This is a genomic window from Chryseobacterium gregarium DSM 19109, from assembly GCF_000430845.1.
Classification (GTDB): Bacteria; Bacteroidota; Bacteroidia; order Flavobacteriales; family Weeksellaceae; genus Chryseobacterium; species Chryseobacterium gregarium.
On sequence record NZ_AUMU01000006.1, the window covers coordinates 225,969 to 248,209 of the forward strand.

19 protein-coding genes are annotated in these 22,241 nt (G+C 40.7%); 8 read left to right on the plus strand and 11 right to left on the minus strand.

Translation table 11 applies throughout. From position 1 onward, the window contains the following. Window positions 1-513: 513 nt before the first annotated feature. On the minus strand, window positions 514-1,059 hold the full coding sequence (locus H561_RS0107815; protein WP_027386489.1) for a hypothetical protein: 546 nt from the start codon (window positions 1,057-1,059) through the stop codon (window positions 514-516). A 547-nt stretch (window positions 1,060-1,606) separates the two neighbouring features. Between H561_RS0107815 and H561_RS23280 the strand changes: the two genes are divergently transcribed. Then, the gene (locus tag H561_RS23280; RefSeq protein WP_027386490.1) at window positions 1,607-2,623 is read left to right on the plus strand and encodes a T9SS type A sorting domain-containing protein; all 1,017 of its coding nucleotides are present in this window, start codon (window positions 1,607-1,609) and stop codon (window positions 2,621-2,623) included. Between the two features lie 135 nt (window positions 2,624-2,758). On the opposite strand, the gene H561_RS0107825 is transcribed toward H561_RS23280, so the two are convergent. The 5 genes from H561_RS0107825 to H561_RS0107855 form a co-directional block, all read right to left on the minus strand. Beyond that, complete coding sequence (locus H561_RS0107825) at window positions 2,759-4,447, minus strand: NUMOD4 domain-containing protein (RefSeq protein WP_027386491.1); 1,689 nt, start codon at window positions 4,445-4,447, stop codon at window positions 2,759-2,761. 297 nt (window positions 4,448-4,744) lie between these two features. Beyond that, window positions 4,745-5,323: a hypothetical protein gene (locus tag H561_RS0107830; RefSeq protein WP_155845763.1), complete on the minus strand. Its 579-nt coding sequence runs from the start codon at window positions 5,321-5,323 to the stop codon at window positions 4,745-4,747. A gap of 200 nt (window positions 5,324-5,523) precedes the next feature. Continuing rightward, on the minus strand, window positions 5,524-5,766 hold the full coding sequence (locus H561_RS22255) for a hypothetical protein (protein WP_027386493.1): 243 nt from the start codon (window positions 5,764-5,766) through the stop codon (window positions 5,524-5,526). 520 nt (window positions 5,767-6,286) lie between these two features. Beyond that, window positions 6,287-7,102: a GLPGLI family protein gene (locus tag H561_RS0107845; protein ID WP_027386495.1), complete on the minus strand. Its 816-nt coding sequence runs from the start codon at window positions 7,100-7,102 to the stop codon at window positions 6,287-6,289. 357 nt (window positions 7,103-7,459) lie between these two features. After that, complete coding sequence (locus H561_RS0107855; protein ID WP_027386496.1) at window positions 7,460-8,005, minus strand: hypothetical protein; 546 nt, start codon at window positions 8,003-8,005, stop codon at window positions 7,460-7,462. Between the two features lie 544 nt (window positions 8,006-8,549). Between H561_RS0107855 and H561_RS0107860 the strand changes: the two genes are divergently transcribed. Continuing rightward, window positions 8,550-9,617: a DUF2891 domain-containing protein gene (locus tag H561_RS0107860; protein ID WP_027386497.1), complete on the plus strand. Its 1,068-nt coding sequence runs from the start codon at window positions 8,550-8,552 to the stop codon at window positions 9,615-9,617. Here the strand turns inward: H561_RS0107860 and H561_RS0107865 are convergent. After that, window positions 9,614-10,084 carry an Mpo1 family 2-hydroxy fatty acid dioxygenase gene (locus tag H561_RS0107865; RefSeq protein WP_027386498.1) on the minus strand — a complete coding sequence of 157 codons (471 nt, stop codon included), beginning with the start codon at window positions 10,082-10,084 and terminating at the stop codon, window positions 9,614-9,616. The two genes, H561_RS0107860 and H561_RS0107865, sit on opposite strands and share 4 nt — an antisense overlap. 70 nt (window positions 10,085-10,154) lie before the next feature. Between H561_RS0107865 and H561_RS0107870 the strand changes: the two genes are divergently transcribed. The 5 genes from H561_RS0107870 to map all read left to right on the plus strand — a co-directional run bounded on the left by H561_RS0107870 (window position 10,155) and on the right by map (window position 16,629). Then, the gene (locus H561_RS0107870; protein WP_027386499.1) at window positions 10,155-11,000 is read left to right on the plus strand and encodes a helix-turn-helix domain-containing protein; all 846 of its coding nucleotides are present in this window, start codon (window positions 10,155-10,157) and stop codon (window positions 10,998-11,000) included. 88 nt (window positions 11,001-11,088) lie between these two features. Continuing rightward, entirely contained in the window at window positions 11,089-12,399 is a 1,311-nt protein-coding gene (locus H561_RS0107875) for a TolC family protein (RefSeq protein ID WP_027386500.1), read from the plus strand. 21 nt (window positions 12,400-12,420) lie between these two features. Then, window positions 12,421-13,545: an HlyD family secretion protein gene (locus H561_RS0107880; protein ID WP_027386501.1), complete on the plus strand. Its 1,125-nt coding sequence runs from the start codon at window positions 12,421-12,423 to the stop codon at window positions 13,543-13,545. Between the two features lie 357 nt (window positions 13,546-13,902). After that, on the plus strand, window positions 13,903-15,495 hold the full coding sequence (locus H561_RS0107885) for a hypothetical protein (RefSeq protein ID WP_027386502.1): 1,593 nt from the start codon (window positions 13,903-13,905) through the stop codon (window positions 15,493-15,495). A 369-nt stretch (window positions 15,496-15,864) separates the two neighbouring features. Beyond that, complete coding sequence (map, locus tag H561_RS0107895; RefSeq protein WP_027386504.1) at window positions 15,865-16,629, plus strand: type I methionyl aminopeptidase; 765 nt, start codon at window positions 15,865-15,867, stop codon at window positions 16,627-16,629. 95 nt (window positions 16,630-16,724) lie between these two features. On the opposite strand, the gene H561_RS24115 is transcribed toward map, so the two are convergent. The 4 genes from H561_RS24115 to H561_RS24120 form a co-directional block, all read right to left on the minus strand. After that, entirely contained in the window at window positions 16,725-17,255 is a 531-nt protein-coding gene (locus tag H561_RS24115; protein WP_162143024.1) for an HNH endonuclease, read from the minus strand. A gap of 479 nt (window positions 17,256-17,734) precedes the next feature. Beyond that, a complete protein-coding gene (locus H561_RS0107905) occupies window positions 17,735-19,189 on the minus strand; it encodes a sigma 54-interacting transcriptional regulator (RefSeq protein WP_027386506.1) in 1,455 nt (484 codons plus the stop codon). 120 nt (window positions 19,190-19,309) lie between these two features. Beyond that, window positions 19,310-20,452, minus strand: a complete 1,143-nt coding sequence (locus tag H561_RS0107910) for a vWA domain-containing protein (RefSeq protein WP_027386507.1) — start codon at window positions 20,450-20,452, stop codon at window positions 19,310-19,312. Window positions 20,453-20,562: 110 nt separating this feature from the next. Then, window positions 20,563-20,994: a hypothetical protein gene (locus H561_RS24120; RefSeq protein ID WP_027386508.1), complete on the minus strand. Its 432-nt coding sequence runs from the start codon at window positions 20,992-20,994 to the stop codon at window positions 20,563-20,565. Between the two features lie 343 nt (window positions 20,995-21,337). Here H561_RS24120 and H561_RS0107920 point away from each other — a divergent pair, with 343 nt between their 5' ends. Beyond that, entirely contained in the window at window positions 21,338-22,045 is a 708-nt protein-coding gene (locus tag H561_RS0107920; RefSeq protein ID WP_027386509.1) for a class I SAM-dependent methyltransferase, read from the plus strand. The last annotated feature ends 196 nt before the right edge of the window (window positions 22,046-22,241 follow it).

Genomic DNA, 22,241 nt, shown 5'->3' on the forward strand with positions numbered 1-22,241 from the left:
TCGAGGCAAAACTCCGCAACTGGATTTGGCAAGATTCAGGAATGAAATTATGATGATTTTATTAATTTTCTCGAAAGTCTTCAGTAAATAATTAATATTAAAAAGGATCAGATTTAAAGAGGTTTAGTTTTGATAAATTTCTTAAAATATGATTTTTAGATGTCAATACCTCAATTTGTTTTTAAAATGGAGTATGTAAAATCACAAGCAAAATCTCATAATTGAGACTTCACCTGTGATTTTACTCCTGTGATTTATGCTTATAATCGTTTATTGAGATTTGATAACTTTAAAAAAGATATCAAACGGCTTAATAAATTTACTGAATGTTTGGTGTGATGTATTAATTAGATTTAAATGTCCAAAAACATAGATTCTACCTTACCACTGATAGATCCTTATTCCCGGATTTTGAATTTTCTCTATATCGGTATCAATATACAAAATCAAAGGCCTCCTGCAGGAAGCCTTCGAAACACCAAATCACAAAATATTAATATGATAAAAATTTACTTATAAAGCTGTTGCAGTATAAGTTACTGTTTGCGTATACGTTCCGGCCGGTTTACCTAAGATATCAGAAGATGATGATTTCGCCGCTGGAATGGTGTAGTCCAGATTCAGGGTTAAGGCACTTCCAAGCGGAGCATTGGCCACTAAAGTCTGATCCGCTGCCGATAAAACAACAGCGCTTTTTGTTCCCCCCATGGTTCCGGCAGCTGCTGAAGTTTTGATGGTCAAAACATTGACAGGGATTTCGTTGGTTCCGTTCATGAAGCTCGCACCGCCTGCTTTTACCTTCACATTAAAACTCTTTGTTGAAGTAACTTTCAAAGCGTTGGCCTGGGCCACTGTTTTTTCCGAATTATAATCCGCTGCAGTAGCATAGTTAAAGGCAACGGCACCACTGATTGCAGAACTTCCCGCATCGATGGAGATGACATCGTTCAGGGTAATGTTGACGGTTGTGGTTGCCGTAGTATTCTGAGCCTGAACATTGTTGGTTCCTGATATGATGGCTCCGATAGTTAAGGCTGCGATGGCGATTTGTTTTGTCATGACCGTATTATTTATTTTTTATTCTTATTTAGTTGTCCTCTTTTGAACAATACAAATCTACGGCAGCGATAAAAGTTTCTCTGTAGTGGAAAATGGAAGTTCATGTAGTAAAATAACTACACGTATTAGTTAATAGAAAAGCCCTCAACACTTTCTAAGTGTTGGAGGGCTTATATAAATTGCTGTTATTTCTATTATAAATTACCGTTTGCGTATCATTTTTCTTTAGGTTTTCACAAAAAAAATATTTATAGGTTGGTAAATTTGTTATCATCGTTTTTTGAGACTTAAAGTTTTACAGCCACCCGAAGACTGGGATTTTTAGCACAAAAGTTCAATAGAATTAATTATGTAGAAAATGTGATTATATTTTTCAATTTCATTTCACAGATTCAATCCTTTTTAAAATTCGATCTTCTTTTAACCATCGGTCATCAGAAATAGTAAATGTTAATATAAAATGTTATAACATGGCATATAGGTTGATAGTAAGTTAACGTAAAAAAACATTTCTATCCTTCACCAAAAACTTTTACAATTAATATTTATGAAAAAACTTTTACAATTAAGCATCATTGCGTTGACAATTAATAACCTTGCCGCTCAGGTCCTAGAATCTGATAATTTCAATTTATATGTACAGGGAAATGTCGGCAGTACTACTGACGGAACAACACCCGGACAAGGAGGTATTTATACCTTCGGGGGAACGAATCAGGATTACCAGATTGTGAGCATTGATGCTGCACATGGAAACTCTTTCCAGATCATGTCTGACAATGGAAATACAGCAGCATCCAATAGAATGAGTGAGAAACAGGGTTTAGGTACCGCATGGAATAATAGATTAACGGGCAATAATATTATTAAGGCAAGTTTTGATTTTTATACCGGTCCGACTGTCGGATCTTTCAGTGCTTATAACTATCCGCAATCAACTATATCCGGTGATTCAGGGGTTATTGTAGGAATATATTTTAATCCTTCCAGCAGAATACTCAACGGATATGCTAATCTGACCAATACAACCACGGGAGCAACGCAGGTATTTACTATTGATATTCCATTTGCAACGAATTTCCAGGCCAATACCTGGATCAGTGCTTCATATACTTACGATGGAGTAAATGGCGTCATAACCTATACGGTGAACGGAGCTACCTTAAGTAACTTTTACATTCCTGCCAATTTTCAAATTACTAAAAATTTACAGCCTGTAAAGCATAACTTGAGTGTCATGCCTGCACCGGCTAATACCGTTTCACAAACTGCAGCTTTTGATAATATAACCGTTGAAGCAGCATCTTCAGTTACTTTATCTTCTTTAGAGGCAGCATCTTCAGATAAAGAAGTCGTCATATATCCCAATCCCGCAGATGACCACTTAAAAATTTCTACCGGATCTACGATAAAAAATGTTGAAATAGTTGACCTTTCCGGAAGGAAATTAAATACAATTATTAAGAACAATATGGTTACTACCAGTCATCTTGCTTCCGGTAACTACATGATTATCATTGAAACAGAAAAGGGGAAAACTACAAAAAAGTTTATCAAGAAATAATTATTATACATCCAGTTATATTTTTATCATTGCACTAGATTCCAAACGTACAGTGTACAGGTAGAAAATTAAATTTACAGAGAGCTATTTCAATTGAAATGGCTCTCTTAATTTACTGTCGTTTTTTGAGATTAATTAATTTTCATCGGTCTTTTTAGAACGTACATCTTTAAGATTGCATAAGGATAGTTTTGATAAATTTATATCCCACAGCGACTCATTTTGATTAACTACCAGCAAAGCTCTGTCTTTCAAATCAAAATTTTCCACAAAACAATAGTAAAGGAAACGGATAAGTATCATTTGATTCCTGCTTATCTTCTGATGCACCCTAAAATAGAGATGGTGAGCTGCGTTTTGTTTATTTAAACTGAGAGGCATAATCTGTTCTTCTCCAAAAAACTGACTACCAATACTCCATCCACCTAATCGTTTTATTCTTCCAATATTGGAAATTGCGTATTGACCTTCAAAACCAGGTAACGGCACCCAAATTTCATTCGGAAGATTTTTAATTGAAAGATTCATGATAGCTAACGGATTCTTTTCATCTATTTTGGGGCTGCCAAGTTTTTTCCAAAGCGCTTCATTCAATATTTCCCCTGAATTAAGGAGTACACGCATTTTATTTAAATTATATAAATTACCACCATTCCTTTCTTTTTTAAATTTACTATAGGTATTTTTCAACGACAGCTTTGAAAGATTTACATCCCATTTCGGTTCATTTTCATTAATTACAATAAGTGTCTCATCGTTTAGATCAAATTCTCTTACAAAGTAATAATAAAGCAGTCGGAAAACTGATACAGACACTTTCTTTTCATTATCGTGAAGTTGGCAACAAAGAAAATAGTTGGTATGGCTGTTAAATTCCGCAAATTGGGAAACAATCATTTCTTTTAAAAAGAGTCTTCGGCTGGCAGAATTCCAACCTCCCAATCGTTTGATTCTCCCTTTATTAGAAATAGCAAACTTATTTTTAAATTCCGGGATATTTATTGTTTTCCATTGCTCTTTAAGAAGGTTATTAATCGACAAGTTCATACAGGGAGGTGGATTTTTTTTGTCAATGGCAGGCTTTCCCAACTTTTTCCAAAGAGTATAATTAAGCAGCCTTCCTGAAGTATCTGATTTTTCATGTATGAGAAAATCTTCTTCTTTCGGAGGATCGCTTTGTAAAAACCAGCGGAATGTTCCGGCAGTTAAACTTTCCTTGTTGATGACATTCAGAATACTTTCCAAACCAATTCCAAGTGCTTTTTCTACAGCATAAAAATTTCCGAAATCAGCTACAAAATCACCTTCAACAGTATACTGACTGATCGGCTGTGAATAGTCAGTATGTACACTTTTGCCTCTTTCGAACCGATATATTCTAAGATTCTTTTCACGGGCAGAAATTTTCTCTAAATTGCTGCTATGTAAATGAAACCTGTTATTATCTTTAAAGCCAATGACAACAGTACGGTCTTCCCAATCAATTTTTTCAATAAAATGATAGTACACCAAACGGGCTACGGATTTGCCGTATCTCTTTCCCTCCCGTGATAATCCACATTGAATAGTATAAATACTGTCCCGAAGATAATTGTTAAATTGTTTTACAATACTCAACTTCAAAATCAGCTCCGGTAATAGACGTTCTTTACCGAATAAAGAGACACTGTTACGTTCAAGACTCTTTACCCGTCCGTAATTAGAAATCAGATAATCCTCAAACCCTTCAATCGGCTTCCATTCTTCATCCGGAAGATCTTCCAATGATCTGTTATAAAGGACTTGCTTTACATATTGATCTTCTAATTCAAGAGGTTGATTCATAAAAAAAATTTTGCCTGTTTTTAAACATCTGCGAACTTATATATTTTTAATCGTTTTTGAGATTATATTAGTTATATAATTTAAATAACTAATATAATCAATTTATTATTGTAATAATAACACCCCAAACATTCAGCAAACTGATTTCATATAATTGAAGGGAAGTGTTAATCGTTTTTTAAGATTTTTGATCTATTTTAGAAGTCTGCGGATAAACAAAATTGGGTATTTTCTGTCAAAATCTAATAATATTTCATTGTCATATTTATCAGAAACGTATCCTGTACATGTGAATTTTTATTGTACCGCTTTGGTGTATTCAGACCACATTCCCCTTATGTCCTTTATTAAAATTCTGCCAGTTTTGGGATTTACTTTCAGTTTCCAGAGCAGGGTATCCGGTTTATGGTTTGCCGTGCGGTTGGCAAAATAATCTATCAGAAAATAATCTTTTTCCGTATCGGGTACCCATTTTATTCTGGGGTAACTGTCTTTATCCAGCAGATGTGCCTGATCTTTACTGAATTTTTCCAGACTTTCCGCAATACTTTTTGACCGGGCAGCAAAAGTCTGTATTTCAAGAATGATGCTATCAGGAGTAACGTTATGGTACTTTTTAGCCAGCACGGCAAACAGGCTGTCGTTATGCCTGACTACAGATTTTTGCAGTTCTTCCGTTATTTCGCAGCCTGCCACCGCATCTACTGTAACGCCATACTTAGCATAAATATGGGCCTCTGCCTCTGCATAATATATATCCGGTGGCAGCCCATAGGTCTGAAGAGTAAGTATATCCGGTTTTTTATGGTTGGGTGGGGATAAGGCGGGCTTTTTTTCCTTATCGCTTTGACAGGCAGTATATACTAAGGATACCATAAGTATAAATACCAGTTTTTTATATAGTTTTTGAATTTTCATAAAATAAATGTTCAAGCATTGAAAGGCAAAAGTATTTTTCTTCTCTGTATATATTCAGTTTTCGTATAATCCATTCCAGATGTGGGCTGATTATTATCTTTTTCGGCTGCGATATAAAGATCGTTTTATCTATTATTAACATTCGTTATTACATGCAGCTATTTAACCAAATTGTACAGCTTATTAATCGCCCAAATCTTACAGCCATATTCACTAATTTCGCCAAGTTTTTCAAACTCTGATATGTTAAATCCTTCTTCAATATCATTGTACCAAATTACTTTTCCACTAAAAATCGCAACAATCCAAAATCCGCCTCCTTCAGTACCATATTCTTTTTCATTCCACTTTACCGGCTTAATTTTCACTGATTCCCAAAACTCCGCTATTTCTCCTTTCAAATCCTTTTCGGTTTCTGGATTTCGATATTAAGCTCGACTGATGAAATTGGTGTCCATTCTACCATAACATTTTTATTATAATCGTTTTTGAGACTATTCTGAATAGTTCAATTTTCGGATCCATTGTATATATTCTACATTTTCAAAAGTTTATCTATATAATTCTTCATTACGTTTCTCCCAATATTCATGCAATTCACGGCGGGTCGTAATAATTAAGTCAATAATTCTTTTAAAGAATCTTCAGAAAACTATATATATTCTTGTTCCATCCCATTGCTTGAAATCTTTAAGTTTACATAGGTATAACCATCATCATCTGTATTTTCCCAATCGGCATGTACTACAATATTTCGTAACCTTCCATTCTCTAGGAGATTTGCTATTAATATTAGGTAACCTTCAATTTTGACATCACAATCAAAATGGAAGGCGATCACATAACTTTATTATATCATTAAAAGCAAAACCGTTCAGAAATGTCTGAAGGGTTTTATTTGTAATTTGATGAAGTTAACATTTATTTCAACAAATTCAGCTCAATCAAATTATTGTTTTTAGCCAGTTTTGCCATTATTTGCTGATTGATTTCCCTGATGACTTCTGCTGATGTACGCATGGTTCCGTCAGCATTTGTCTGATCAGGAATCTGTCCTACCAAATCGGCAGTTGGATTGGCGCGGTAATTTCTAAATTTCTTGACGAACTGATTGTAATTTAATTCAATAATTCTGTATTGGCCAAGGTCGGGATAGACAAATTCTTCCTGATTGGACCGGATGCCTTTCAGTTCCCAACGATGACTTTTCGTTGCATCTTCAATTTTCAAAATCAGACCAGGCAGACCTTTGAATTTATAAGGACCGTCCTGAATGGGAATATCTTTGGTGAACCATGCCGTCCATTTTCTGCCGCCAAATTCGGTCGTCGCTTTCTGAACACTGTAATTCAGGATTTTGGAAAACTCGTGGGTGAGTTTCCAATTCAATTCTACATTTTGCTTCACTTTATATTTGTCCCAAACGAGAAAAGTTGTGTGCGTCAGTTGATTGGAGTACGGATATTTAGTTACCCATTCATTGACCGATTCAACATTTGCGGGCATTGAATTGATACCTTTTTTAAAATCTGCCGACTGAGCAGAATCCGAAGCGTACCGTACGGCACTGTAATATTCGGAGCGGTCTTTCAGGACATTAAGAATCATTATTTCTGATTTGACGTCACCTTTTTTCGTGGAGTCAGGAATGAATTTGTATTCGTAAAGAAATTGTTTATTTTGCCCAAAAGTCAGAAATGAAATCAGGAATAAAAGTAAAGTCTGTGTAAGCTTCATTGTTATTAGGTTTGTAACGTAAATATAGCATTTAATTTCTAAGGTTTTTCCTCGAAAAATTTAATAGCTTCCACAATATTTCCATCTAAGAGCAAGTCATCCAAATTATCGTTTTTTGAGATTTGATAACTTTAAGAAAGATATCAAACAGCTTAATAAATTTACTGAATGTTTGGTGTGATGTATTAATTAGATTTAAATGTCCAAAAACATAGATTCTACCTTACCGCTGATAGATACTTATTCCCGGATTTTGAATTTTCTCTATATCGGTATCAATACATACAAAATCAAAGGCCTCCTGCAGGAAGCCTTCGAAACACCAAATCACAAAATATTAATATGAAAAAAGTTTACTTATAAAGCTGTCGCCGTATAAGTTACTGTTTGCGTATACGTTCCGGCCGGTTTACCTAAGATATCAGAAGATGATGATTTCGCCGCCGGGATGGTGTAGTCCAGATTCAGTGTTAAGGCGCTTCCAAGCGGAGCATTGGCTACTAAAGTCTGATCCGTTGCCGATAAAACAACAGCGCTTTTTGTTCCCCCCATGGTTCCGGCAGCTGCTGAAGTTTTGATGGTCAAAACATTTACCGGGATTTCGTTGGTTCCGTTCATGAAACTCGCACCGCCTGCTTTTACCTTTACATTAAAACTCTTTGTAGAAGTAACTTTCAAAGCGTTGGCCTGGGCCACTGTTTTTTCCGAATTATAATCCGCTGCAGTAGCATAGTTAAAGGCAACGGCACCACTGATTGCAGAACTTCCCGCATCGATAGAGATGACATCGTTCAGGGTAATGTTTACGGTTGTGGTTGCCGTAGTATTCTGAGCCTGAACATTATTAGTTCCTGATATGATGGCTCCGATAGTTAAGGCTGCAATGGCGATTTGTTTTGTCATGATCGTATTATTTATTTTTTATTCCTGTTATTGTTTAATTGTTCTCTTTGAACACTACAAATCTACAGCAGCGATAAAAGTTTCTTTGTAGTAGAAAATGGAAGTTCATGTAGTAAAATAACTACAGGATTATTCATTTGATCTAAATAGAAAAGCCCTCAACACTTGGCATGTCGAGGGCGTATATAAATTGCTGTTATTTCTATTATAAAGCTGTCGTAATATAAATTACCCTATTGATTAAACGCAAAGTTTTATTTATAAAGCCTGTAGATTTAAGGGAGCAAAGCCGCTGATTAAGCGTACGGCTAATCCGTTCGCTTCATCAAATCAGTTTACTGATTCATTCTTTGCTTCTTTTAAATAAAATACACAGAAAAATAATCTTTGCGTTAAAAAATAAATAAACACAAAGTTTTATTAATAATACTTTAAGATTAAAGTGAGCACAGAAAAATAATCTTCGTTAAAACATAAAACATCCGGTTGAATATTTCAAATGATGATCGGTACGATAAACCATATATTTTTCTATTTTTATCAGATGAAAAACAGTCTTTTAGCCATATTGATCATTCCGTTTTCCGTCTATGCCCAGGAAGTTCCTAAGCTTACCGATGCCATGGCCATGAAATTAGCGGAAAAACCGCTGCACTGCATTAACCAGGAATACCCGAACAAAACTGCCCATATCATCAATAATGCAGGAGAAGCTTCCTTAAGTCCGAAACAGCTGCATCCGAGCTTTTACGGCTGTTTCGACTGGCACAGTTCCGTCCACGGTCACTGGATGCTGCTGCACCTGTTAAAGACCAGGCCGGATCTGTCTGTGGCTAAAGACATTGAATCTATACTGGATCAGTCTTTCCGTAAAGAAAATCTTCAGGCGGAAGCGGATTATTTCAGCCAATACCAGCTGGCTACCACTTTTGAAAGGACGTACGGCTGGGCCTGGCTCCTGAAGCTGGATGAAGAGCTGACGACATGGGACCATCCGAAAGCGAAAACCTGGCACCGGAACCTCAAGCCGCTAACCGATAAAATCCTGGGTTCCTGGAAAGCCTACCTGCCGAAGCAGACCTATCCGAACCGGACAGGCGTTCATCCCAATACCGCCTTCGCCATGGCTTTTGCCATCGACTGGGCCCGGGCGAACCATGATCAGGATTTCGAGAACCAATTGCTGGAAAAAGCAAAATATTTCTATCTGAAAGATGAAAAGACACCGGCCTATCTTGAACCCGACGGCTCGGATTTCTTTTCGCCGAGCCTTGAAATTGCCGACCTGATGCGGAGGGTGCTGCCGCAGAAAGAATTTGTCCGGTGGCTGGATGCATTCTACGATAAGCGAAGCCTGGAAAACATTGAGAAAATCCCTGTGGTAAGCGACCTGTCAGATTACCAGACCATCCACCTGGTAGGGCTGTCTTTTTCCAAAGCATGGTGCATGAAAGGGATTGCCGGCGCACTGCCGGACCGTCATCCCCTAAAAAAGGAGTTCCGGAAAACCGCGCAGGTATTTTTATCCAACGGGCTTCCCTTGCTGTTCCGGGGCAATTACGGCGGAGACCACTGGCTGGCGAGTTTTGCCGTCTATGCGCTGGAAGATTAATAGCGGATGCCTGCCTTTTTCAGGATAAAGCTCAGCAGCCAGATCGGCCCGACCAGCAGGAACTGAAGGTCTTTGAGGAAAGAAGGTTTTTTCCCTTCGATCTTATGCCCTACAAACTGCAGCACCCAGGTAATCACGAAAACCGAAAGGTAGACGAGCCACGGCTTTTCCGTACGGGTATTCACGCCGAAAGCAAAGCTTTCCATAATGATCATCAGGACCAGCATGATAAAGCCGATTAAAAATGAAAGCCTCATATAAAATACGGTGACCAGGGCCATGGCGGCAAGGCTTACGTAGCTGATGCATCCGATATAGATGAAGCAGATGGATTTGGAGGGGATCAGCGAGATGAATCCCAGGATCGTCCAGAAGATCAGCGGGACGCAGATCCAGTGGATCAGTTTGTTGGTGGCATTTCTGTGGCTTTCTGCATATTCTGCAAACAGTAAATCAATTTTTCTCATACCGGATATTTGGAAGACACTAAAATAATAAATTTTTGCAATCACTCTGCAGATTGCTTACATTTGTGTTATGTCTGTCCTGGAAAAATTCGGAGTCGAGATCTTTACGCAACATAATATTTTCGAGCGGATTGCTACCGATAAGCCTTTCCGGCCCGATAACCCGGCTTTTATCTTTATCAAGACCGGAACCATCAGGCTGAGGCAGCATTTCCGGGACCTTGAACTTTCTGCCAATATGTTTATGGTGACCGACCCGCAGACAGTCTATGAAATGATCTCCGTGAGCGACGATTTCCAGTCGAGGATGGTGTCGTATAAAAGGGAATTTATTTCGACCCTGTCGCTGAAGTTCAACAGGCTCATCACCTACCGGTATTTCAGGCAGCAGATGAATATCGGGGTTCCTTTTCAGGCAGACGAAATGGAAGTGGTCTGGAAAAGCGTGAATTTCTTAAAATATATTCTGGACTCCGAAACGGAAATGACCTATAAGAAAGAGATGGTGGAGCATCTTTTCTCGGTGTTCTGTTACCAGATGGCCGGGATTATCTCTAAGGAAGACAGCAATGCGATGAACCAGATGTCCAGGCAGGAGGAAATCGTTTTTATTTTCCTAAGTGACCTTGCGCTGCACCACCATACCGAACGCAGCGTAGCGTTTTATGCAGAACGGCAGTCTGTTACAATCAGACATTTCTCTGCCGTGGTGAAGGAAGTCACCGGGAAATCCGCCGGCCAGGTGATTGCCCTGATTGTCATGAACGAAGCAAAAGTACTGCTGAATTCCTCCAGCAAGCCGGTTTCCGAAATTTCTTCCACACTCGGGTTCAGTGACCTGTATTCATTTTCCCACTTTTTTAAAAAGCATTCAGGCGAAAGCCCGTCGCAGTACCGTACCCAGTTCGAAAGCTGAAATCCTACATTTGAACATCTTTTTCCAAAATTCAAACATTTGTTTGAGTTTATTCATGGCCTAACTTTGCCCCGTAAAACAAGGTACAATGGTAAAGAATATAAAAACAGCCCTGTCTCTGATGGCAGCGATGCTCCCTGCGCTGTTTTTTTCACAGGACAGAAAGCAGATGACGGCGGAAGAAGTGGCCGCGCTCGCCGTGGAGAACCATCAGCAGCTGAAAGTTTCGGCAAGGAACATCGATATGGCAAAACAGAATACGGATATTGTCAGGCTTCAGAAACTCCCGAACATCACGGCTTCCACGAGCCAGTTTTATTTAGGGAATGCCATCGCCCTCGACAAAGACTTTTCATCTTCGGTGAATGTCCCGATGCCCCATTACGGAAGCTCCTATGCCGTTCAGGCGACCCAGCTGATCTTTAAAGGAGGACTGGTGAACAAATCCATCGAAATGGCAGGGCTCCGTGAACAGCTGTCTGAACTGGACCTGGAAAACAATAAGCAGGATGTGAAGTTCCTGGTGATTTCCAACTACCTCGATATGTATAAAACGGTCAACCAGCAGGAAGTTTTTCAGAACAATAAAAAGCTGGCGCAGGAAAGGCTGAAGAATATCCGGAAATTCTACCAGCAGGGGATGGTGACCCGGAATGAAGTCATCCGTGGCGAACTGGCCATCAAAAACCTGGACCAGGGAATTTTAACCTTATCCAACAACAGGAAGATCCTCAACTATAATCTGAATACAGCTTTGGGACTTCCTTCTGATACGGAGATTGTCCCGGTGGAAAAACTGGAAAACAAAGAAGCCGGGATCGGGATGGACTACTATATCAGCCTGGCCCATGACAGCAACCCGGTCATGAAATCTGCCCGGACCAATATTGAGGTGGCCGACAAAAACATTGAGATCATTAAAACGGATAAAATGCCTACAGTAGCAGGATTCGGTGGATATACCTTACAGAAGCCCGTCACTACGAGAAGCCCGGTCCTGGATATGTATTCAGGCGGATGGCAGACCGGGGTTTCCCTTACCTATAATATTGACAACCTGTATAAAACAAAAGAACGGGTGAAGCTGGGCGAGATCCAGAAAGCGCAGGCCGGCGATGTCCTGACGCTTACGGGACAGAATGTTGATATGGCCGTGAATGCCGCCTATGTAAAGTATCAGGAATCCATCCAGCAGGCGGAGATCCTGAATGATGCCAAAACACTGGCAGAAGAAAATTACAGGATTACGGAAGCCAAATACCTGAACCAACTGGCCGTACAGGCAGAAATGATCGATGCGCAGAACCAGAAGCTCCAGTCTGAACTGGACTACAGCAATGCGGAAATCAATAGGCTGTATCAGTATTACAATCTTTTAAAATCTACGGGAACCCTATAATCTTACGTGAACAACAAAACAATGGAAAACAAGGAACAGAATACTCAGAATACCCAGCCACAGCCTGCTCCGGCATCAGGCGCTGCGGCCAAAAAGAAAGAAACCAAAAAAAATAAAACGAGGGCCGTTATTTCCAACATCATCGTATTCCTGGTGATCGGTTTCGGCCTGTTCTGGCTCGTACGGGAATATTTCCATATCGGGGACAAGACCTATACCGAGGCTGCCCAGGTAGAAGAGTTCATCAATCCCATCAATACGAGGGTTTCAGCTTATATCAAGGAAATCAAATTTATCGAGCACCAGAACGTGAAAAAAGGGGATACGCTGGTCATCCTGGATGACCGCGAAATCCTGACCCAGCTCGGGCAGGCGGAGGCCGCTTACCAGAATGCACTGGCCCAGCGTGTGGCTACGGGTTCATCCGTCAATACCGTATCCAATAACGTGAACGTGATGGCCTCGAATATCGCAGGTGCAAAAGCAAGGCTGTGGAATGCGGAACAGAATTTAAACCGCTATAAAAACCTTCTGGCGTCTGAAGCGGTGACAAGACAGCAGTACGACCAGGCAAAAACCGAATATGACGCGCAGAAAGCCGCGTATAAAACACTCGTGAACCAGAAACAGTCGGCCAGCCTTTCCACCACCGAAGTGAAAAGCAAATTCGGGATCATTGATGCTGAAATCAAAAGGGCTAAATCAGCGCTGGACATGGCTAAAATCAATCTTTCCTACACGGTAATCACGGCTCCGTATGACGGGGTGATGGGAAGGAGGGTTATTTCCGAAGGGCAGCTGATCCAGCCGGGGCAGCAGGTCGCGACCATCGTCTTAAACGGACAGAAATGGGTGACCGCCAATTTCCTCGAAAGCCAGATGCCGAACGTCAGGATCGGCGAAAAAATGATGATGACCGCCGATGCCTTGGGCGGACAAAAATTCGAAGGCGTGGTGACCGCGGTGTCTGCGGCGACGGGCTCAAGGTACTCCAATGTTCCGACCGATAACTCTACCGGGAACTTCATAAAAGTCCAGCAGAGAATCCCGGTACGGATCGAGTTTACCGCCGCCAATAAAAAAGAAAATGTTGCCAAACTGAGCGCGGGAATGAATATGAACGTGACGATTAATGCAGGGGAATAGAGGTGAGAGATCAGACGTGAGATTTGAGACACCAGATTTCAGACGTGAGATTTCAGACGTGAGACATGAGACTTTTGCAGTGGGAAAAATATAAGATCGTGAGATTTTCATTCTGTATAAAGATATATAAGAGACTTCAGATATGAGATATGAGATATGAGATTCTAGACATGAGACTTGAGACTTTTGTAATAGGAAAATATTAGAAATCATATTCTGATGATCCAGATAAGAATAAATTTTTAAATCTAATATTGAAAGACAAAAATTATAATTACAGGCCCTATTGTCTGATGTCTGATGTCTGACCTCTCACGTCTGGTATCTGATATCTAACCAACCCCTAATTCCTAAACTATGTATAATAAAGGACTTTATAACGATTGGGTGCCCAAGCCCCTACAGATGCTGCTGATGCTTTTGCTGCTGACCGTAGTGATGCCGCTCGGCGGCGTCTATACCGGAAACATCAGCTATGTGGTAAGCGGGACCGGCGCCATGACCGAGTATTTCATGTGGGCGAATTATGCGACCACGATCGGAATGGGTGCCTTTATGCCGGTGGTGCTCAGGATGAAGATGAGATTCAAGGTACGGGACAAGATGACGGTGCTGCTGGTGCTTCTAGGCGTATTGAGCTACATTAATTCATCCACTGCGGAACCGATGATTTTTGTTTTTACTTCGCTCATCATCGGGTTCCTGAAAATGATGGTGACCATTGAGCTGTTCCTGCCGTTAATGGCCATGATCGGCAACCGGGGAATGTTTTACGGGGCATTTTACACTTTCGTGCTGGTGCTGAACCAGGTTTCGGCGTATTATGCCGTGGAAGTGTCCGTGATCTACAACTGGCAGCATTTCTATATCATGGCGGCACTGGGATGTTTTGCCCTGGCACTTCTGCACTGGGTGTTTATGCACAACAAGTATTTCGCCCTCAAAGTTCCGCTGCATTATATCGACTGGCTGAGCATCCTGCTTTTCATGGCGGCCTTTATGTTTTCTGCCTATGTGTTTTCGTTCGGGAAACAGCAGGACTGGCTCAATTCAAAAAATATGATCAACGCCGGAATTGCTGCTTTTGTCAGTTTTGCTTTGCTGGTGATCCGTCAGGCGACTTTAAAAAGACCGTACCTGTCTTTCAGCATATTCTCAAAAAACAATGTTCAGCACGGGCTGTTTATGCTGCTGTGCCTGGGAATGTTCTTAGGGACTACATCCATTCAGAATACCTTTGCCGTCGGCGTGCTGGGATATGACCAGCTGACCAATGCGAGGCTGAATGTACTGATGATCCCGGGGCTTATATTGGCAGGAGTCATTGCGATATTCTGGTTCAAAAAAGAGATTCCGCTGAAGATGTATATTTTTTCAGGCTTCTCGGCCATGATGGGCTATTCTTTGATCATGTATTTCTCCATGGTCCCGGAATTCAGCTATGACAGCTGGTACCTGCCGATGTTCCTGAAGGGGTACGGCACCTGTTCCCTGTTTATTTCCGTATGGTTCTATACCCTGGATAAGCTGGAAATGGATGAAATGCTTGCCGCGATCGGGCTGGTGCTGGTCTGGCGTACCTTCATTGCGGTCGGGATCTTTTCTGCACTGTACTCCTGGTTCCAGTACCGTTTCCAGGTGGTGGCCGTCGGTGATCTGGCAGTCTATATGGACGGAATGAATTTCCCTCCGCAGAATGTAGCATCCGGGATGAAGCTCATCCAGCTGAACACCATTCTTATTGCCGGCAAAAAGATCTTTGGATACATCCTCATCGCCGGGACCGGCGTACTGCTGTATGTGATCACCCACCATTTCGGAAGGGAACGGTTTGAATACCTGAGGTTCATCAGGCTTCTCAGCGGGAAATCCGTGATTGCCAGGAGAAGGCTCAGGGAACGGAAAAAATTACTGGAAGAAATTAAAGATGCCGCAGGCCCTGCGGTATAAAGAAGATACCTTGTTTTCACCAGCAAAGCCTCATTTTTTAAGTAAAGTGGGGCTTTGCGCTGTTTGGCAGGTCATCGCGATTATCAGGAGCTGTTTCCTGCTTTCGCTACTCGCTTTTTCCCTAAGGTTGAGGCGGCGGCAAAGCCGCCGCCTCAACCTTAGGGAAAAGAGCTCAGATACGCGCTCAATCAGGGCTAAGGGGAACGGGTATTTCTTAAATTTTTTAGACAAATATCCAGAATTTCTGGCCCTTCAGACCGAAGGAATCGGAACATATTCTATTTATTTCAATCAGAAATGCTAACTTTATGCTATCCAAAATGGGATATACCTCTCAGCTTGACAGTTTAACCACCAAAAAATAACAGGATGTCCATAACCAACGAACATGAATTAGCAGGAATGCAGAAAGCCGGTGAAGCCGTTGCCTTCACCCTGAAGGAAATGATTAAGTATGCCCAGCCGGGCATGACGACCAAAGAGATTGATGAATTCGGAGGGAAGATCCTTGCTGATTTCGGTGCCCGGTCTGCTCCGTATCTTACGTATGGGTTTCCGGGATGGACGTGCATCAGCGTCAACAATGAATTCTGCCACGGCATTCCCAACGACAAACGGGTTCTGCAGGAAGGCGACCTCATCAATATTGATGTCTCCGCAGAACTCAACGGATTCTGGGCGGATAACGGCGGTTCGTTTATCATCGGAAAAGACATCCATCAGCATCAGAAACTGGTGGATGCTTCAAAGGAAATTTTACAGAAAACCATCAATACCATCAGAGGCGGCGGGAAAATAGCCGATATCGGCCTGCTGATGGAAACTGAAGCCAAAAAGAAAGGCTTTAAAGTCATCCGGAACCTGGGCGGCCACGGTATTGGGAGAAGCCTGCACGAGCAGCCGGATGAACTGCTGAATTATAAAAACCGTTTCGATACGAGAAGGTTTAAGAAGAATTCCGTAGTAGCCATCGAAACATTTATTGCTACGGACTCCAGTATCGCAGTGGAACAAAATGACGGCTGGACGATGGTAGGGAACAAAGGCGGTTTTATGGCCCAGCATGAACATACTCTTATGATAACCGACGGAAAACCGGTGATCCTGACCGCTATGAATGAAATTTTGAACTAATGGTAAAAGGATTGTGATACTTTACCATTTAAACAATCTATGATCTAGTAATCAAAAAATCCCCTGAAAATTCATTCAGGGATTGCAATTGCTTTTTAATTTATCAATTTAATAGTAAAATTTTTACCGTTCAGGTTGCCGGAAAGCATTTCTATACGCTGTTCTGAAATACTTAATTTTCCTAAATCAAATTCTTTATGGTGATTCGGGCATAATACAATTAAGTTTCCAATTATACTTTGTGCGCCTTTGAATACAGGTTTTACATGGGCTACTTCAACATAATTCGTTCCCGACTCGGTTAAAATAATTGAATTGCAATCCGGAAACTGACATTTATATTGAGCAATCTCTTTTAACAGATTAATAATTGAGGTATCTTTTCTTAATATTGCATTCAACTTAATTAATCTCCTTTCCGGTCTACTTAATTTCATTTTACTATTTAATTGTTGCAGATGAGAAATGAGTTCCATTTCCTTATTGGTTCTCATACCAAAGCAATTTTCTAAGATATATGGAACAAGCGTTTCAGAAAATATATGATTATCAATTTTCTGAAAACCTATTCCGAAATTACCGCAGAACTTTTTAAAGCTTTCAAATTCCGGTAAGTTGTTAAGCAATACGGGCTTTTTTAGATCCTGCCCGGTTCCATACACTGTTGTAAAGCCATTTTTTTCTTTACTGTCTTCTATTCTAAAATAATTCCACAGATAATAATTTTTAATTCTCTGCTCTGTTTTCCCGACAATCAGAAAACAGAAACTCCCAATGGCTTTTGATAAAATTCTTTTGCTTGTATATATCCATTCACCATATTGTATTTTATTGTCAAGCGTAATTTCTGATACCGGGAGATTAAAGTCAATACCTGAAGTTGGAAAATTTTCAAGTTTGTCTGCATTGTGGTACTGGATAAAATAATTGTGAGTGGTCATCGTTATATAGTTCGTTGTAAATCAAAGATAAACAATCATTATTAAAAAATGATTTTAGAATAAATTTAAATTTCTGCTTACATAGAATCAATAGGGTTTCTGATTAACAAAAAATCCCCTGAAAACTTATTCAGGGGATTTTATTATCATATCAAAGCTCAGATCTAATTCCGGAAATATGAATTCATATCTGCGGAATCAAATGTAAAAGAAGCCTGGGTTTCAGATTTGTCCAGTTTTTTACTGATCGTCAGTGCCCATAAAACCAGTTCTTTACAGAAATTCTGATCTTCCGTGCTTAATTCCAGCGTATTTTCTTCGATGACGGCAGTCAGAGGTTTAATGCTGTTCAGTTTCTCATAAAATACTTCATCTGTATCATTGTAATTGAGTTCAAGATGGTTTTTATTGAACCATTGGATCAGGTCGGTATACGGTGTTTTGATGCTTTCTTTTTCCAGCTTGGAAATGCGCGGGAACAGGCTTTCAAACTGGATCATAACGGCCTGGTCGATCAGTATTTTTGCTACGAAATCGGCACCTTCCTGCTCGCCTTCGTACACGAGTTCAATCTTTCCGGTGATGGACGGGATGATCGACATAAAATCAAGCAGCCTTACCGTTGTTTTTTCAGCACCGGATTCAATCAGCCTTAATTTGGCAGCAGCCACTAAATTTTCCATCGCACTGATGGTGAGACGGGCACTTACCCCGCTTTTGGCATCCACATATTCACTGTCGCGCGCCGCAAAAGCCACTTCTTCCAGAAGGTTTTTGGCAAGACCCGGAATCTGGATGCTGTTTTTATCTTCCGCTGAAATCAAAGCTTCCTGTTCCGTAATCTGGCGGGCCAGTGCCACGGTCTGCGGGTAATGGGTAAAGATCTGGGAACCGATCCTGTCTTTTAAAGGGGTAACAATACTTCCCCTGTTGGTATAATCTTCAGGGTTCGCGGTGAACACAAACTGGATGTCCAGCGGCATTCTCAGCTGGAACCCGCGGATCTGGATATCGCCTTCCTGTAAAATATTGAATAAAGAAACCTGGATCCTTGCCTGCAGGTCCGGCAGTTCGTTCAGCACAAAGATGCAGCGGTTGGCCCGCGGGATCATCCCGTAATGCAGCACGCGCTCATCGGAATACGGCAGTTTTAAGGTAGCCGCTTTGATCGGGTCAATGTCGCCGATCAGGTCGGCAACGTTCACATCCGGCGTAGCTAATTTTTCAAAGAAACGGTCGGAGCGGTGCACCCAGGAAACCGGGGTTTCATCACCATGCTCGGCAATAAGGTCCCGGGCATATTTTGAAATCGGCTGAAACGGACTGTCGTTGATTTCAGAACCTTTTACGATGGGCATGTATTCGTCCAGAAGGCTGATCATGCTTCTTGCGATCCGGGTCTTGGCCTGTCCGCGAAGCCCCAAAAGGTTAATATGATGCCCGGCCAGGATGGCCTTTTTCAGTTGCGGGATTACCGTGTCTTCATAACCCCAGAGCCCTTCAAATACCGGTTCTTTGGCTTTGATCTTTGCAATCAGGTTTGCCTGGATTTCCTGGCTGATGGTTTTATCGGTGTATCCGGAATTTTTTAATTCTTTAAATGTCGTATCGTTTTTCATTGTATGTTGAGCAGTAATCATTTATACTATTAATATTCTGTAAATTAAATTTGTTGGAAACCAGTCTGAAGCCTAATATCTGATGTCTAATATCTGATATCTTGCATCTGAAATCTAACCTCATATCCTCTTTTTCCTGTTTCTCTCGTAATCTTCAAAAATCATCTGTCCGAGTCCTGAGAGCCCTGTCAGGAATGCTTTCCCCTGGTTCTGGGCGGTAAAAGCTTCCACAAACTTACGCAGGTAAGGATCCTGGGCAATCATGAACGTGGTAATCGGAATTTTCAGCTTCCGGGCCTGCGCCGCCCTGTTGAGACACTGGGAAACGATCATTTCATCCAGTCCGTTGCTGTTCATGTAAAATTCCCCGGTAGGAAGCTGTATGCAGCTCGGTTTCCCGTCGGTGATCATGAAAATCTGCTTGTTGGTATTCCTTTTCCTGCGGAGGATATCCATCGCCAGTTCCAGGCCTGCTACAGTATTGGTATGGTAAGGCCCGACCTGCAGGTAGGGAAGATCTTTCACCTTGATCGGCCAGGCTTCATTTCCGAAGACAATAATGTCAATGGAATCCTTGGGGTATTTCCGTTTGATCAGTTCAACCAGTGCCATCGCTACTTTTTTCGCAGGCGTGATCCGGTCTTCGCCGTAGAGGATCATGGAGTGGCTGATGTCGATCATCAGCACCGTGCTCATCTGTGCTTTATGCCGGGTTTCCTCTACGATGAGGTCGTCTTCCGTCAGCCGCAGGTCTGAAATCCCATTGTTGATCTGGGCATTCTTAAGGCTTTCGGTCATATTCACGGTAGAAAGGTCATCGCCATACTGGAAAGTACGGTGTTCACCATCGCGTTCGTCACCGATTCCTGTTTTGGACGTGCGGTGGTTCCCGATCCCGCTTTTTTTCAGTTTCCCGAAAATCTGGTCGAGGGCAAATTCACGAAGGGCCGCTTCCAGTTTGGCCGTCAGTACATTTTTGCCTTTCCCGGTTCCGGTATTTCCTTTTTCCGGGTCAATTTCTTCCTTGATATAGCCGCGTTTTTTCAGGTCTTCTTCAAAATCCTGCAGGGTATATTCATCGGTGAAAATATCATATTCCTTATCCAGCATATCGAGCCACTCGAAGGCTTCTTCAATGTCGCCGGAGGTATGCGTCAGCAGATCCTTGAACACATCAAAAACCCGGTCGAAATGCGAGATTTCTTCCGGAACATGCTTACTGAACGTGAATCCTTTATGTAAATTAAAATTTTTGTTTGTCATTCAATCCATCTTCTTTTGGTAGAGACAAGTTAGGGAAATATTATGACAAGAGGGAAGGGGTGGAAATAGAATTTGGTTATGATGGTGATGGAGGAATATAATTTTGATTATTATCTTATATGTGATTTCAGATTATAATATCCGGTATTTAAAGCAATAAAATCCTTAGTGTTTTGATTCAGATAATAGCTTGTTGTAATCTGATCCTGTGTTTTATCTTCAATATGCTCATCATTAAAAATAAGGATGTTGTTTTTGAGGCTATATTTACCGAAGTAATGTCTACTTTCTCCATGCCAGTATTCACTTATTTCAAAAGTGTTATCAGTATATAATTTTATTTCATGGCCTATTTGTTTGAGCATAATATTATTAGGAACATAAAGCTGGAATTTTATTTCTTTTTTTGACTGCCTGTAATCAAATATTAGGTGTATTCCAAAAAGAATAAGTAAAAATGCTACGACTAAATTATTATAGATGAATTTATTTTGCTTTTTGAAATCATAAAAATACAGGATAATAATATTTAAAATAATCAAAATAATTAAGACAGGGAGAATAATAATATTTGAATTTGATGTTGTAAAATCTGCATAAATTTTAGTCTTATCGATTAATAAGAAAAAACAGAATAATCAAACATGCATATTTAAAGATGAATTTCATTGGTTAACTTTAATCTATAACGAAATCAAAAATACTTTAAATGTTCTTAAGTTTGCTTTAATATTTACGGGTGATGATGAAACTAATCTAAAACATCAAAGTTTTCTTATGGAATGATTAAATGCTATATCTATAAATACCGGGTGATTATTGCAGTCTTTTATTAATTCAATCATTTTTAAAATTCATTATCTTTACCATATCAAAAATTCCATCATGAAAGATCTAATGGGCCAAGCCATCCACGATTATTACCACAACGAAAATCCTGAAGACCTGCAGACGGAAACGTCCATTTCGGAGCTGGATGAACTTCCGGTAGCCTACCTGTTAAGGGATTTTGAAGAGATGAACGGGATGGAGCAGAAAGCACTTGAACGGGCTCACGGAAAAGTACTGGACATCGGAGCAGGCGCGGGTTCCCATGCTTTGTATCTTCAGAATGAAAGAAACCTGGACGTGACCGCCCTGGATATTTCACCCAAATCCATTGAAGTCTGTAAGCTGAGAGGGGTTCAAACGGCAGTCTGCGAAAACATACTTCATTTTTCCGGGGAAACTTTTGATACCATCCTCCTGCTGATGAACGGGACCGGGATTTTCCGGAGCCTTTCCACCATTGATACCTATTTGAAAAAGCTGTATTCGTTGCTTAATGAGAAAGGGCAGATCCTTATCGACAGTACGGATATCCTGTATATGTTTGACCGTGATGAGGAAGATGGCGGGGTTCTGATTCCGGCTGGCGGGTATTACGGGGAGCTGGATTATGTGGTGCATTATAAAGGGGAATCGGAAGACCCGATCAAATGGCTTTACCTGGATTTTAATACGCTGAAAAATGCGGCGGAATATAACGGCTTTGTTATTGAAAAGATACTGCAGGACGAGGATGCCTACCTGGCAAGACTGACGAAAAAGTAAACTACTGATTGTCATTTCGAGCAGAGCGAAGCAATCTTTTTATAGTCGATTTTAAATCTTATTCGAATATACATGTATTCTATTCGCAGATTTAACAAATTTAGCAGATGTTTATTTGCATTTGCTTAATCACCATAATCTGTGAGAGAATATGTTTTCCGGCTAATTGAGACAGGTTCTTCAGTTTAAACTTTGT

Bases quoted from the DNA above. Each gene is read 5' to 3' on its own strand.
- H561_RS0107815 (WP_027386489.1), bottom strand. From the start codon at position 1,059: ATGACAAAACAAATCGCCATCGCAGCCTTAACTATCGGAGCCATCATA.
- H561_RS23280 (WP_027386490.1), top strand. From the start codon at position 1,607: ATGAAAAAACTTTTACAATTAAGCATCATTGCGTTGACAATTAATAAC.
- H561_RS0107825 (WP_027386491.1), bottom strand. From the start codon at position 4,447: ATGAATCAACCTCTTGAATTAGAAGATCAATATGTAAAGCAAGTCCTT.
- H561_RS0107830 (WP_155845763.1), bottom strand. From the start codon at position 5,323: ATGGTATCCTTAGTATATACTGCCTGTCAAAGCGATAAGGAAAAAAAG.
- H561_RS0107845 (WP_027386495.1), bottom strand. From the start codon at position 7,102: ATGAAGCTTACACAGACTTTACTTTTATTCCTGATTTCATTTCTGACT.
- H561_RS0107855 (WP_027386496.1), bottom strand. From the start codon at position 8,005: ATGACAAAACAAATCGCCATTGCAGCCTTAACTATCGGAGCCATCATA.
- H561_RS0107860 (WP_027386497.1), top strand. From the start codon at position 8,550: ATGAAAAACAGTCTTTTAGCCATATTGATCATTCCGTTTTCCGTCTAT.
- H561_RS0107865 (WP_027386498.1), bottom strand. From the start codon at position 10,084: ATGAGAAAAATTGATTTACTGTTTGCAGAATATGCAGAAAGCCACAGA.
- H561_RS0107870 (WP_027386499.1), top strand. From the start codon at position 10,155: ATGTCTGTCCTGGAAAAATTCGGAGTCGAGATCTTTACGCAACATAAT.
- H561_RS0107875 (WP_027386500.1), top strand. From the start codon at position 11,089: ATGGTAAAGAATATAAAAACAGCCCTGTCTCTGATGGCAGCGATGCTC.
- H561_RS0107880 (WP_027386501.1), top strand. From the start codon at position 12,421: ATGGAAAACAAGGAACAGAATACTCAGAATACCCAGCCACAGCCTGCT.
- H561_RS0107885 (WP_027386502.1), top strand. From the start codon at position 13,903: ATGTATAATAAAGGACTTTATAACGATTGGGTGCCCAAGCCCCTACAG.
- map (WP_027386504.1), top strand. From the start codon at position 15,865: ATGTCCATAACCAACGAACATGAATTAGCAGGAATGCAGAAAGCCGGT.
- H561_RS0107905 (WP_027386506.1), bottom strand. From the start codon at position 19,189: ATGAAAAACGATACGACATTTAAAGAATTAAAAAATTCCGGATACACC.
- H561_RS0107910 (WP_027386507.1), bottom strand. From the start codon at position 20,452: ATGACAAACAAAAATTTTAATTTACATAAAGGATTCACGTTCAGTAAG.
- H561_RS0107920 (WP_027386509.1), top strand. From the start codon at position 21,338: ATGAAAGATCTAATGGGCCAAGCCATCCACGATTATTACCACAACGAA.